Raw genomic sequence first — 13,302 nt, 5'->3', positions numbered from 1 at the left:
GCAGACCCGAAACCTCGCCCTATGATGGGCGGATGAGTCGCGAGCCTTCCACGCCAGTCGGCGCCGCTTCCCGGGTGCCGTTCGACCGCTTCGTGGACGAGCGCCGCGGCCCGTTGCAGCGCTTTCTGGTCAATCTCGGCGTCGGCAGCGAAGACGCCAAGGACCTGGTGCAGGAGGGGTTCCTGCGCCTGCTGCGCTACCGCGACACCACGCCACCCGACGAATGGACACCCCTGGCCTACCGGATCGTCCTCAACCTGCACCGTGACCGGCAGCGCCAGGCCGCCACCCGCGAAACCCCGCTGTTCGACACCGACGACGACCTGTCCACCCACGCCTCTCCCGAGCCTTCACCCGAACACCTCGCCACCGACCAGCAGCACCTCATGCTCGCCCGCCAAGCCATCCTGGAACTCCCGCCACGCTGCCGCGAGGTGTACCTGCTCAACCGCGTCGACGCGCTGAGCTACCCCGCCATCGCCGCCCGCTGCGGAATCTCCGTGAAGGCCGTGGAAAAGCACATCTCGCGCGCCCTGCGCGAGCTGCGCGGCAAGGTCGATCGTCTGCTCGCCTCGCGAGGCACGCCATGACCCCATCCGTCACCCCTAGCGCCCTGCCGTCCCTCCTCGTGCACCGCGCCGCCGACTGGCAGGCCCGGCTGCAGGCGCCCGACTGCACGGCCGAAGACCGCGAGGCGTTCGAGCGCTGGTGCGCCGCCGACCCCGCCCACATCGACGCCTGGCTGGACCTGGCCACGCTGCACGCCCAGGCCGCCGGCCTGCGCGAGGACCCCGCCATCGCCGACGCCGCGCGCCCCGCCCGCCGCGCCGCCGTGCACGCGCGGCAGCGGCACTGGCGCAATGGCCTGTCGCTGGCCGCCGCCGCCGCGCTGGTGCTGGTGGCCGGCCTGGCCGGCTGGCTGCACGAGCTGCGCAGCCCGGCCATCGCGCACTACGCCACCCCCATCGGCCAGCAGCAGGTGGTGACGCTGGCCGACGGCAGTCGCGTGCTGCTGGACACCGACTCCGCCATCCGCGCCGAGATCGCCGGCGCCCACCGCGTGCTGCACGTGGAGCGCGGCCGCGTGGACATCACCGTCGCCGCCGACACCCGCCCGTTCGAGGTGCACGCCGGCCGCGGCCGCCTGCGCGACATCGGCACGCGCTTCCAGGTGGCGCACGCCGCCGGCCAGGTGCGCGTGGCCGTGCTGGAAGGCGCCGTCGGCGTCCGCCTGGCCGACGCCGGCCCCGGCGAGACGCCGCTGTCCCCCGGACAGCAACTGGACTACGGCCCCGAGGGCCCGCTGCAAGCCGTCGAGCCCGCCGACCTCGACGCCGCCGACAGCTGGACCCGCGGCGAGCTGGTCTACGCCAACCGCCGCCTGGACGAGGTGCTGGCCGAGCTCAACCGCTATTCCACCGTCAAGCTGCGCCTGGCCGATCCCGCCATCGGTGCCGAGCGCATCAGCGGCGTGTTCCACGCCGGTGACGCCGACGCCGTGCTGGCCGCCCTCGGGGCCGGCTGGGGCCTGATCGCGCAGGAGACCGCCGACGGCGAGATCGTCCTCTCGCGCGGCGCGCACTGATTCATCGGGAGCTGGCCTCCTGTGCGCCCGTGTCCGTCAGGGCGTGCCACCCTGGCGGGTCGGCGAGCGAAGCGGCATCGCCTGCTTGATATCGGCAACAGATTCGACGTGACGCACCGGCACGGCCGCTGGCCTTCGCGGCCGTAGCTCGACTATCCGTCCCTGCGCCTCCTGCGCTTCTCCGGTCCGGCGCTGACCGAAGGCGTCGAGGCCCACGTCATCGATGGCGTGACGGTGCGCGCCACCCACGTCGCCAAGACGGTGGCCGACTGCTCAAGTTCCGCAACGAGATCGGCCTCGACGTCGCCATCGAAGCGCTGCACGAGGCGTGGAATGGCCGGCGCACGACCCGCGACGAGATCTGGCACTACGCGAAGATCGATCGCGTGACCCGCGTGATGCGTCCTTACCTCGATAGCCTGGCGTGAACACGCGCAACATCGCCGCATCCGTTCGCGCGCGGCTGCTCACTAGGGCACGTGCGGAAAGAATCGACTTCAGTCTGCTTGAGGGACGGCCGGGATCTGCCGGAAAACGCCCCGGATAAGTCGCTGTTTCTGGATGATGGAACGCCCTGACCGCCCCCTGTCGAGGCGTCCACCACCCCGTCAACGCGTGGTCGGCGTCGCCCTCTGGGGACGCGGGTCTCGAAGGGAAGGCGCGCTTGAGGGCCATGTCCGGATTCATCGCTCTTTTGCGAGATAGGGAAGCCAGCGAGGAGCAGGCACGAGCGGTGCCTCTTTGACCTTTCGATCGATGCGTCGTTCGTCAACGTCTGCCGGACAGGCGGTGATGGCGTCGTGACATTTTTTTGCGCCGGACCTTTGCATGAGCCATGCAAACGCATGCGGTTGCGCTGCTCACGCGGCTTCTACACGGGCAAGGCACTCCGACCCCGTTTCTGTCTTTCTGCTTGCTACACATCTAAGGGGATGATCGCTATGAACACTGCTGTATTGCGTTGGCGTAAGCGGCTGGCCTCGGCTGCCGCTTGGGTCGCAGTGACGATGGCGGTCGCACCGTTGTTGTCGTTGAGCACGGCTTCCGCCGAGCCCGTCGTGGGCGAATCGGTCTATGTTGCAAACAAGATGCAGGGCTACGGCGGGACCGCCTTGGTAGGCATCTTCGCCAACACGCCGCCTGACATCGGCAATCTCGGCACTCCAGAGTACTGGAGCTACTGTGTCGAGCACGACATCCCCGTAGGGACCTTTCGGATTGCGACGCTCGAAGCGCCGCCGTCGTACCTGGGCAGCAACTACTTCACCAGTGCCACGATCCAGGCAAAGGTGCTCTGGGTGTTGGCGCACAGCTATCCCCACCTGAGCCTGTCCGACTTCGGTACCGCTGCCGGTGTTCCGGGGATCTCGGCGAGTGACGCCATCGAGGCGGCTCAGTACGCGATCTGGCGTTACACCGACCTGGACTTCGACGCTGCCTGGAACTGGGAGACGCCGGACTCGGAGACGGCCTACTGGTACCTCGTCAACGGGGCGAACGCCAGCAGCGGCATGACCCTTGCTGAGCTTCAGAGTACGGCCGCGATCGTTGCGCCGGGTGGCACGCAGGTCGCAGGCACCTTGGTCGGCCCGTTCACGGTCAGCACCAACCAGCCGATTGCCAGTGTTTCGGTGACGGGCGGCTACACGCTGACCGATGCCAGCGGCACGGCGATCGACACCTCGGCGGTCACCGACGGGGATGAGATCTACATCGATCTCACCGGGGTCACCGCGGCGGGGTCGGCAACCGTCACGGTCTCTGCTGCGGGATCGAGCGTCTCCGGAAACATCGTCTCCGTTCCGGAGACTGCGGGCGGTGTCGCCACCGCCGACAGCCACGCCCAGACCCTGATGATCGTCGCTCCGAGCACGTTCCGTACCACCGACTCCGCCGCGGTTTCGTGGGTTTCTGGCACCCCGCCGCCGGCATTCTGTCCGGCGGCTGGCGACCCGACGCAGGTCTTCAGCCTCGTCAACGGCGTCGACATCTACGGCTACACGCCGCCAGGCACGTCCGACGCGCTCCTGCCGCTGCTTCCGGCCACGGTATCCGGCAACCTCAACGCACTCATGCTCGATCCGCTGCGCAACCGGCTGCTGATGATCCAGCGGTCGAGCGGTACCGCATCCACTCTGTGGGCCTACGACTCCGCCAACGGCGGCTGGTACGTAGCATTCGGTCCCTTCGTTTCGCCCGATTTCCCGCGTGGTGGATTCAACGCGAGCGGCACCGGCTACCTGCTGGGTGGCGGGTCGAATCCGGAAGTGTGGGAAGTGGAGTCATCCTCGGCCTTCGGCTACACCGTGACCTCGATCGGTGTGATGAACTACGACCATGCGCCGACCGACTTCAGCTCCGGGGACATCGCATTCGACGGCAGCGACAGGGCCTGGCTGGCGGTCGGACAGGATCTCTACCACCTCGACCTGAGCGGCAGCTCGCCGTTCCCGGCCGTGCGCCAGACACGCCCGCTGCTCGGCGGTTCGCCGAGCACGATCGGCTGGGCCGGCATCGCGTTCGCCGAGGACGGCACGCTGATTCTCGCCAACAACGCGCCCTCGCCGAGCGCCTACTACCAATACGATCCGGCAACGGGCGTCATCGTCCATCTGTCCAACACCACGGCGAACGCGTCCCGCGATCTCGCCTCCTGCGCCTTCCCGGCGCGGTCGGATCCCGCACTGTCGGTCGCAAAGACCCTGACCGCCGTGAATGGCGCGCCGTATGTGCCGCCGACCGCCGTGTCGGCCGGCGACACGCTGACCTATACCCTGACGGTCACCAACTCGGGCGGCGCCGTGGCAACCCTGTTCGCCGGCGACGTGGTCGAAACCGTACCGGCCGAGACCACCCACGTGAGTGGCGACAGCTTCACCTGCGCCGCCGCCACAGCCGGATCCTCGTGCGGCAATACCTCGACGTTCAACGTCGCGGCCGGCGCCAGCGCTGACCTGAGCTTCACGGTCCAGGTGGGCGCGACGCCCACCGGCGCCTCGATCACCAATACCGTCGCCATTCCGGGCGAAGTCGACTGCGCGATCGCGCCGAACGATTGCGAGGAAGCGACACCGGTGCTCACGCCGGCGAACGTCACGCTGGCCAAGACCCTGAGTGGGGAGAGTGGCAGCCTGTCCGGCCAGGCCGAAGCGGGCGAGCAGCTGACCTACACGATCACGCTGACCAACAGCGGTGGCACGCCGGCACTGAACTACGGCGTGACGGACACGCTGGACCCGAACGTCACGTTCGTGTCCGCCGACAACGGCGGCGCGGCCGCCGGCGGCGCGGTGACCTGGAGCGGCCTGACCGTGCCGGCGAACGGCACGCTGACCCTGACCGTGGTCGTGCAGGTGGTCGATCCGATCCCGGCCGGCGTGACGCAGATCGGCAACGTCGCCTACGAGACCGGCACCACGCCGCCGCCGTGTCCTCCGGCCGGCGGGCAGTGCGTCGTCGTGCCGACCGCGCCGCAGGTGTCCATCGTCAAGTCGGCCGGCATGCCGGCGCCGACCGGCGTGCCGAACCAGTACGCGCTGACCTACGTGGTCACCGTGCACAACGCGGGCGGCAGCGTCGGCGCCTACGATCTGGCCGATACGCTGACGTTCAACGGCGCCGCGGTCACCGCAGTGACGACGCCGGTCCATGCCTCGTCGAGCGGCGAGGTGCAGGACGGCGTGCCCGGCGTGTTCACGCCTCCGGCCGGCGGCTCGATCGTGACCGGCGAGCGCATCGGTGCACAGGGTTCGGAGACCTGGACCTACACCGTGACCTACACGGTGGACGACGCCGACCTCGCGGCGGATTGCATATCGCCGTCCGGCGGCCTGCGCAACCATGCGCTGCTCGGGGGCGCGTCCGCCGGCCCCCCGGCGGCCGACACCTGCACCGGCGCGCCGAGCGTCAGCATCGTCAAGACCGCGGCCGCACCGGTACCGACCGGCATGCCGAACCAGTTCGCGCTGACCTACACGGCCGAGGTGGCCAACACCGGCACGCTGCCGGGCGCCTATGATCTGACCGACGCGCTGACGTTCAACGGCGCCACGGTCGACGCGATCAGCGCGCCGGCGTACACCTCGTCGACCGACACGCAGGACGGCACGCTCGGTGCGTTCACCGCGCCGGCCGGCGGCACGATCGTCAGCGGCGAGTCGATCTCGGCCGACGGCACGGAGACCTGGACCTACACGGTCACCTACACCGTGACCGATGCGGCGGCAGCGCAGGACTGTGCCGATCCGTCCCGCGGCCTGCGCAATCGGGCCGAACTCGGCGGCTCGCTGGGCGGGCAGTCGACCACCTGCACCGGCGCGCCGGCGGTGAACATCGGCAAGAGCGCCAGCGGTCCGGTGCCGACCGGCAACCCGGACGAGTACCGCCTGACCTATCGGGTCAACGTGCAGAACGACGGCAGCCTGCCGGGCACCTACGATCTCGCCGACACGTTCACCTTCGGCGGCGTCACGGTCGTCTCGGTCGGCGCCGTGCAGCACGGTGGCAGCGATCCGCTGGCGACGCCCCTGGGCACGCTGACGGCGACCGGCGGCACGATCGTGACCGGCGAGACGATCGCCGCGGGCGCGAGCGAGAGCTACACCTACACGGTGACGTTCACGATCGACGACGTGAACGCGGTCGGCACGTGCGCGACCGACGGCGGATTGAAGAACCAGGCCGAGCTCGGCGGCAGCGCCAGCGGCCAGGTCGGCACCTGCAGCGACGTGCCGGACATCGCGGTGACCAAGACCGCGACCGGTCCGGCACCGGCCGGCGCGGCGAACCAGTACGCAATCACCTACACGGTGGCGATCAGCAACACCGGCGCCGCCGCCGGCAGCTACGACCTGTCGGACGCGTTCACCTTCGCCGGTGCCACGGTGGACACGGTCAGTGCGGTCACGCACGCCGGCCCCGATCCGCTGGCGACGACCCTGGGCACGCTGACGGCAACGGGCGGCACGATCGTGACCGGCGAGACGATCGCCGCGGCGGGCGTGGAGACCTACACCTACACGGTGACGTTCACGCTGACCGATCCGGCGCTCGCCGACGACTGCGCGAACCCGGCCGGCGGCCTGCGCAACGTCGCCGTGCTCGGCGGCAGCGCCAGCGGCGATGCGGCCACCTGCACCGGCACGCCGCGGGTGACGATCGCCAAGGCGCTGACCGGCGAAAGCGGCAGCGCGGCCGGCGTGGCCGAGCCGGGCGAGCAGCTGACCTATACGATCACGCTGACCAACACCGGCACGATGCCGGCGCTGGACCAGCACGTCGCCGACCGCCTCGATCCGAACGTCACCTTCGTCTCCGCGGACAACGGCGGCACCCAGGTCGGCGGCAACGTCGAATGGAACGGCCTCACCGTGCCGGCCGGCGGCAGCCTGACGTTGACCGTGACGGTGCGCGTGGCCGATCCGCTCCCGGCCGGCGTGATCGCGATCGGCAACGTCGCCTACGACCCGGCCATCGGCCCGCCGACGGATTGCAACGTCACGCCGCTGCCGCCGAACTGCACGACCACGCCGACGCCGGCAGTGGTGGCGATCGTCAAGGCGCTGGCCGGCGAGAGCGGCACGCTGCCGGGCGTGGCCGAATCGGGCGAGCAATTGACCTATACGATCACGCTGACCAACACCGGCGGCAGCGACGCCACCGGCTACGGCGTCACCGACGCGCTCGATCCGAACACCGTGTTCGTCTCGGCCGACAACGGCGGCGTCGGCGCCGGCGGCACGGTCACCTGGAGCGGCCTCACCGTGCCGGCGAACGGCTCGCTGGTGCTGACGGTGGTCGTACGGGTCGCCGATCCGCTGCCGGCCGGCGTCACGCAGGTCGCCAACGTCGCCTACGAGACCGGCACGCCGCCGCCGCCGTGTCCGCCGGCGGGCGGGCAATGCGTGGTGGTGCCGACCGCCGGCGCGGTGACCATCGCCAAGTCGGTGCAGGACGCGAACGGCGACGGCCTGGCCGCCCCGGGCGAGCAACTGACCTACAGGATCGTGCTGACCAATACCGGCGGCAGCGACGCGACCAGCTATGGCGTCACCGATCCGCTCGACGCCAATACCGTGTTCGTGTCGGCGGACAACGGCGGCACGTTCGCCGCCGGCGTGGTGAGCTGGAGCGGACTGACGGTGCCTGCGAACGGCACGCTGGCCCTGACCGTCGTCGTGCGCGTCGTCGATCCGGTGCCGCCGGGCGTGACGCAGATCGACAACGTCGCCTACGAGACCGGCACCCCGCCGCCGGACTGCGAGGCGACGCCGCGGCCGGCGAACTGCACCTCGATCGAGGTACCGCCACCGACCGGTACGCCGCAGCTGCTGATCACCAAGACGGCGGGCTCTGCGACCCTGCGACCCGGCGGCACGGTGGTCTACACGATCACGGTGAGCAACGTCGGCAACGCCGACGCGATCGGCGCGGTGGTCAACGATCCGATCCCGGCCGGCATCGACACGTTCGCCTGGACCTGTGCGGCCTCCGGCGGCGTCGCCTGCCCGAACGCCAGCGGCAGCGGCGCGATCGCCGAGACGGTGGCGACGTTCCCGGTCGGCGCGACGCTGGTGTACACGGTCACGGCGACCGTGTCGGCGAATCCGCCGGCGACCGTCGTCAACACCGCCACGGTCACGCCGGGCGGCCTCGCCACCTGCGCGCCGGCCGGAACGCAGCCGCCCTGCCCGGCGACGGTGATCGGCACGGTGACGCCGGCGCAGCCGCCGCTGCCGGTACCCGCTGTGAACAAATGGGCCCAGTTGCTGATCGCCCTCAGCCTGTTCGGCCTGGCCTGGCGCAGCTGGCGCCGGGTCGGGGAGTAGCCCGCAACGGCTGCGCTCGATCTCGCCGCCTGAAAGATCGAGTGGTTTGCACTACCGGGCGTTCTGCCGCGGCTAGCGAAAACAGCCGCGGCGTCTTCTTCACGTCAAGCGCTTGCATGCGCGACGTGGTGGCACTCCTGAGCCAGAGCGGCTTTGCAAGCCGCTCTGGCTTTCGCTCGTTCGAGCCCTGTGAGCCGTCGATGGCGCCAGTCACCGCAAACGAGGTCACCGATGAGCGCGATCTTGGTGGCGGTGCGCGCTTTCACCGCGGCGACGCGTCGACCGATTCGCCGCTACGTGATCCCAGTCCGCACGGCGGCCGATCTGCACCGCACGCCATGCAAGCACCGCGCCGCCGATCTTGATCCTGGCATGGCGCGAGACGGGCCATTCCCGATTTCAATGCATGCCTACACCACGCGGCTTCCCCGTCCGTGCCGACAGCCAGGTTGCCTCATCCAGGCACACGTCCATCCGTGCCTCACGCGTGCCGAAGCACTGCGCCAGCGCCCGCGGCGCCAGGTGGCAATGCCCTACACCGGAGACTCGCTCGATAACCAGGGAACTGCTGGCGACGATGAAGGCTGGCAGCTCCGGACATCCACATCTATGCAGGCCGATGCGATGTTCGAGCGGACAGAGTCGCCCCGCAACTTGGGCATCTGACGCAGGAAGCTGTAGGGTATAGCGCACCTGTATTGACGGGCATACTCTTTGGCCAAGCTGACCGGAAGCTCGAGTACAAATCGGTCGCGCAAGAGAGGGAATCTGATCGTTCCAACGCCGGACTGAAACGATAGCAGGTCTACATTCCAGTCCGCCGCTTCGCGGTGAACGAAGGCCAGGGAGATATCATGCAAACAAAAATAGTCGCGCTCATCACGCTGTGTTTTTTCTTTGGCCTGCCTGTTGTGCAGGCAGCGCCACTGTCTCTTTTCACGCATATCACGCACTCGGGATCGAACAACTCGCCTCCTCCGCCGGATTCCCTTGCGGTGTACGATTCGACGCTCGACGTCGTGGGCCTGGCAGGCATGCCGAGCGAAGTGCTGGTACAGATTCCGCGCGAGCTCGGTGATGTCGTAGCCACCTTGACGCTTGAACGCATGATCCGCCGCGAAGGCTTCGCCGAGCGCGACGCCTGGGCCTGCAGCCAGGGCGACGTCAGCGCTTGCGAGCTGATTCCCTACCCGGGGCTGCCAGCGAACAAGTTCTCCTACACCTGGATCGGAAAGGGCAACGACTACTTCTTGCGCCTGACGGTGCATCTCGGCCATGCGGTCGGCGTCATCTGGGGGCCCAAGGGACGCTTTGAGATCCAATGGAGCCAGATGAAGGAGCTCCGCATGGCGTACTTCCGCAGCGACGAAGGCTTCGAGAGACGCGGAGATTCTCGCCCCCCAGCAGGACCTGGCTCGCCCCGTTCCGGCGCTCAGCGCCGCGGAGGCTCAGGACGCTACATTGATGCGCATCGAGCCCCAGCAGCCGGCTGGCGCTGGCGTTGCGGACCTGGACATGCTTTTCCTGTTCAACGAGGAAGCGCGTCGGCGCGCCGGTGGAAATCCGGCCGACTGTCGGGATACCGCGGGCATCGTGGCCGCAATCCACCAGCGCATAGAGGATACGAATGATGCGTTCGCCAACAGTGGGATTCCCGCGCGAATCGGCGTGGCGACGGTGACGCGGCTGAACGGGTACACGCTGATCCCTTACAACGGCGATGGTCGAAACCCCCTCCTGAATCTTGACAACATTACTTCCAGTCTCAACATAAGGGCATATCGAAACGCAGTCGGTGCGGATGTCGTTTCCACCCTATTCGACACGCAGACGAACCTCGGCCCTTGCGGCATTGCCAATGTTCAGCGGTACGGCTGTACCTATCCGGACGCCACGTCCGGTTGCGACATTGGCGCCCAGTTCTCCGAATGGGCGACCTACCTGGATACCGTCGAATGCACAGCGGTGCAGATCGCTACGCACGAGCTTGGGCATGTGCTGGGCGCCGAACACCACTTCAGCGATGTGATTCCGCGGGATGTGGCCTCGTATCCATACTCCTTTGGTTATGGCTTCTCGTCGACAACGAATGGCTTCGAGACCATCATGGCGCAAAGGTTCTACTCCGATCCCACTCACTATCCGATTCGGCTGCTTCAGTTCTCGAATCCGAACATCAACTACAACGGCGTTCCTACCGGTAACGCAGCCACTGCCGATAACGCGCGTACGCTGCGCAACCTGATACCGGGAACCGCTGCATTCCGTACACGGCCCGAGCGCATCTTTGCAAGCGGCTTCGATGAGCCGTCGGTTTGTCCGGGAATCACCTACTAGGCGACGCGCAATGATGGCTCCCTCGGTCAAAGTGTGTGCTCGCCTCGGGGCTTTCCTTGCCTGCGTGGCCTCGGTCTCGGCGATCGCCGGGGCACGTCCCAAGGTCGATCTTTCCGTCAGTGTCACGACATCACCTGTGCCGTTCGAGCCGGGCGGCATCGTCACCGTCACGATGACCGTGCACAATGCCGGGCCGGACGCTGCGGGAGCGACGCTCCCCAACGAACGATCGGTCATCGTGCGCGAAAAGCCGTACGGCATCGTGGAGCGTCCCCCGCCCTTTGTGCTCTTCGAGCCGGCCACGGGGTGTTCGGCGTACGCTCAAGAGAGCGAACCGATTCCTGGCCTTCCCGGAGGGGGACTTACGTATTTGTTCTCGTACTACTTCGACACGGTGGGTTCTGGAGAGTCCAGAACGTGCGTCTATCGGGTCAGGTTCTTGCCATCGACCCAGGCAGACTTCGCCACTAACTGGCGTATCTCCAGCGCCAACGACGATGACACCAACCCGAACAACAATCAGTTCGACTACACGTTCATCGCAGCGGAGCCGCCAGCGCCGGTTGCGGTTCCCGCGCTGTCATTGACCGGCTGGCTCCTGCTTGGCTTGGGCCTGCTGCTGACGCCCGTCCTTGTCCGAACTTACCGGGCGTGACGGAAGGCCCCCCGCGTTTGCGAGGACGATCTGCAATCAGCTTGCCCAAGCAGCACCGACTATAGGCGGACGTGTAGCGATGGCTTCGTCAATCTCAGTATGCGCTCGCCTGGGCGCTGTCCTTACCTGCGTGGCCTCGGTCTCGGCGATAGCTGGGGCACGTCCCCAGGTCGATCTTTCCGTCAGCGTCACGACGTCTCCCGAGCCATTCGTGCCGGGAGGTATCGTCACCGTCACGATGACCGTGCACAACGCCGGGCCGGACACCGCGGGAGCAACGCTACCTGATCAACAGTCGATCATTGTTCTCGAGAGGGGCTACGACATCGTGGACCGCCCCCCGCCCTTTGTGCTCTTCGAGCCAGCCACGGGATGTAACGCGTATGCGCGGGAAACCGAGCCGATCCCTGGTCTTCCTGGCGGAGGACTTGCCTACTTGTTCTTGTACTACTTCGACGCCATCGGTCCTGGGGAATCCAGGACGTGCGTCTATCGGGTCCGGTTCTTGCCATCGACACAGGAAGACTTCGCCACAGACTGGCTGACCACCAGTCCCAACGACGATGACATCAACCCGAGCAACAATCGCTTCGACTACACGTTCGTCGCAGCGGAGCCGCCAGCGCCGGTTGCGGTTCCGGCGCTGTCTCCGGCCAGTTGGTTCCTGCTTGGATTCGGCCTTCTGCTAACGCCCGTCTTTCTCCGAACTTACCGGGCGTGACGGAAGGCCCCCGCGTTTACGAGGACGATCTGCAGTCGGCTGGCCCAAGAGCTCCTACTACGCAGACGCCGACCACCACAATGTACGTTCGCCTGGTGGCTGTCCTTGCCTGCATGGCTTCGGTCCCGGCGGTCGCTGGCGCGCGCCCCCAGGTTGATCTTTCGGTTAGCGTCACGACATCTCCCGAGCCGTTCGTTCCGGGCGGCATCGTCACCGTCACGATGACCGTGCACAACGCCGGGCCGGAAACCGCTGGAGCGATGCTGCCCAATCAACAGTCAATCGTTATCCTCGAAAAGCCGTACGACCTCGTGGATCGTCCTGCACCTTTTGTGCTCTTCGAGCCGGCCACCGGATGCACCGCGTATGCGCATGTAACCGAGCCTATTCCCGGCGTTCCCGGCGGTGGAATCGCATTTTTGTTCACGTACTATTTCGATGCCATCGGTCCCGGGGAATCGCGGACGTGCGTCTATCGGCTCCGGATCCTGCCGTCGACACAAGCGGACTTCGCCACCTACTGGGAGACCCTCAACCCCAACGAGGATGACATCAACCCGAGCAACAATCGCTTCGACTACACGTTCATCGCAGCGGAGCCGCCAGCGCCGGTTGCGGTTCCGGCGCTGTCTCCGACCGGTTGGTTCCTCCTCGGAATCGGTCTGCTGCTGACGCCCATCCTTGTCCGAACTTACAGGGCATGACGGGAGGCCCGTACGTGTACGAGGACGGTCTGCAGTGTGGAATGTCCCTGGAGACTCCTGACTCAGCCGTGCCCCGACGATCCCAGTTCGCATGGCGGCCGACTTGCACGCCACGCCATGCAAGTACCGCGCGCCGCCGATCTTGATCCTGGCATGGCGCGAGACGGGCCATTCCGCAATTTCAATGCGCGCCCTCACCCCGCGGCTGCCCCGTCCGCGCCGACAACGAGGTCGCCTCGTCCAGGCACGCGTCCACCCGTGCCGCCAGCGTGCCGAAGCACTGCGCCAGCGCCCGCGGCGCGAGCGCCAGCGTGGCGTCCGGCCCGTCGTCCGCCGCCGCGCGCGGACGGGTCAGCGTTTCCAGCAGCCGCAGCTCGTCGCGCAGCTGGCCCAGCCTCACATAGGCATCCTCGGAAAGCCGGTAGTGGCCCGCCACCACCGGCGTCGTCGTCCTGTTCATGGCCCTTGCTCCT

Annotated in this window: 10 protein-coding genes; 9 read left to right on the top strand and 1 reads right to left on the bottom strand. The window is 67.5% G+C overall.

Annotated elements, in window-relative coordinates:
- The first annotated feature begins 32 nt into the window (after positions 1-32).
- The 9 genes from I596_RS08210 (at position 33) to I596_RS08185 (ending at position 12,829) form a co-directional block, all read left to right on the top strand.
- Positions 33-590, top strand: coding sequence for an RNA polymerase sigma factor (locus I596_RS08210; protein WP_067646271.1), 558 nt, complete (start codon positions 33-35; stop codon positions 588-590).
- Positions 587-1,585, top strand: a complete 999-nt coding sequence (locus tag I596_RS08205) for a FecR family protein (protein ID WP_067646268.1) — start codon at positions 587-589, stop codon at positions 1,583-1,585. Before I596_RS08210 ends, I596_RS08205 begins: the two co-directional genes overlap by 4 nt.
- A gap of 1,031 nt (positions 1,586-2,616) precedes the next feature.
- Positions 2,617-8,412: a Cys-Gln thioester bond-forming surface protein gene (locus tag I596_RS08200; RefSeq protein ID WP_190279016.1), complete on the top strand. Its 5,796-nt coding sequence runs from the start codon at positions 2,617-2,619 to the stop codon at positions 8,410-8,412.
- Positions 8,413-8,643: 231 nt separating this feature from the next.
- Positions 8,644-9,078, top strand: coding sequence for a hypothetical protein (locus I596_RS18455; protein ID WP_150132075.1), 435 nt, complete (start codon positions 8,644-8,646; stop codon positions 9,076-9,078).
- Positions 9,079-9,242: 164 nt separating this feature from the next.
- Positions 9,243-10,043, top strand: coding sequence for a hypothetical protein (locus I596_RS18750; protein WP_190279015.1), 801 nt, complete (start codon positions 9,243-9,245; stop codon positions 10,041-10,043).
- A complete protein-coding gene (locus tag I596_RS18065; RefSeq protein WP_190279014.1) occupies positions 9,928-10,749 on the top strand; it encodes a M12 family metallo-peptidase in 822 nt (273 codons plus the stop codon). The genes I596_RS18750 and I596_RS18065 overlap by 116 nt, the downstream gene beginning before the upstream one ends.
- A gap of 10 nt (positions 10,750-10,759) precedes the next feature.
- Positions 10,760-11,404, top strand: a complete 645-nt coding sequence (locus tag I596_RS08195; protein ID WP_150132073.1) for a DUF11 domain-containing protein — start codon at positions 10,760-10,762, stop codon at positions 11,402-11,404.
- Positions 11,405-11,615: 211 nt separating this feature from the next.
- Positions 11,616-12,125 (top strand): hypothetical protein, encoded by a 510-nt coding sequence (locus I596_RS08190; protein ID WP_150132072.1) that lies wholly within the window; start codon positions 11,616-11,618, stop codon positions 12,123-12,125.
- 80 nt (positions 12,126-12,205) lie between these two features.
- A complete protein-coding gene (locus tag I596_RS08185; protein ID WP_150132071.1) occupies positions 12,206-12,829 on the top strand; it encodes a COG1361 family protein in 624 nt (207 codons plus the stop codon).
- Positions 12,830-13,010: 181 nt separating this feature from the next.
- On the opposite strand, the gene I596_RS08180 is transcribed toward I596_RS08185, so the two are convergent.
- The gene (locus I596_RS08180) at positions 13,011-13,289 is read right to left on the bottom strand and encodes an XAC0095 family protein (protein ID WP_067646253.1); all 279 of its coding nucleotides are present in this window, start codon (positions 13,287-13,289) and stop codon (positions 13,011-13,013) included.
- Between the last annotated feature and the right edge of the window lie 13 nt (positions 13,290-13,302).

The sequence above is a fragment of the Dokdonella koreensis DS-123 genome (assembly GCF_001632775.1).
Taxonomy (GTDB): domain Bacteria; phylum Pseudomonadota; class Gammaproteobacteria; order Xanthomonadales; family Rhodanobacteraceae; genus Dokdonella; species Dokdonella koreensis.
Note: the sequence above shows the minus strand (reverse complement) of the source record. Positions and strands in the feature narration are given on the sequence as shown.

Coding starts and splice junctions, on each gene's coding strand:
- I596_RS08210 (WP_067646271.1), top strand. CDS start 33: ATGAGTCGCGAGCCTTCCACGCCAGTCGGCGCCGCTTCCCGGGTGCCG.
- I596_RS08205 (WP_067646268.1), top strand. CDS start 587: ATGACCCCATCCGTCACCCCTAGCGCCCTGCCGTCCCTCCTCGTGCAC.
- I596_RS18455 (WP_150132075.1), top strand. CDS start 8,644: ATGAGCGCGATCTTGGTGGCGGTGCGCGCTTTCACCGCGGCGACGCGT.
- I596_RS18065 (WP_190279014.1), top strand. CDS start 9,928: ATGCTTTTCCTGTTCAACGAGGAAGCGCGTCGGCGCGCCGGTGGAAAT.
- I596_RS08195 (WP_150132073.1), top strand. CDS start 10,760: ATGATGGCTCCCTCGGTCAAAGTGTGTGCTCGCCTCGGGGCTTTCCTT.
- I596_RS08185 (WP_150132071.1), top strand. CDS start 12,206: ATGTACGTTCGCCTGGTGGCTGTCCTTGCCTGCATGGCTTCGGTCCCG.
- I596_RS08180 (WP_067646253.1), bottom strand. CDS start 13,289: ATGAACAGGACGACGACGCCGGTGGTGGCGGGCCACTACCGGCTTTCC.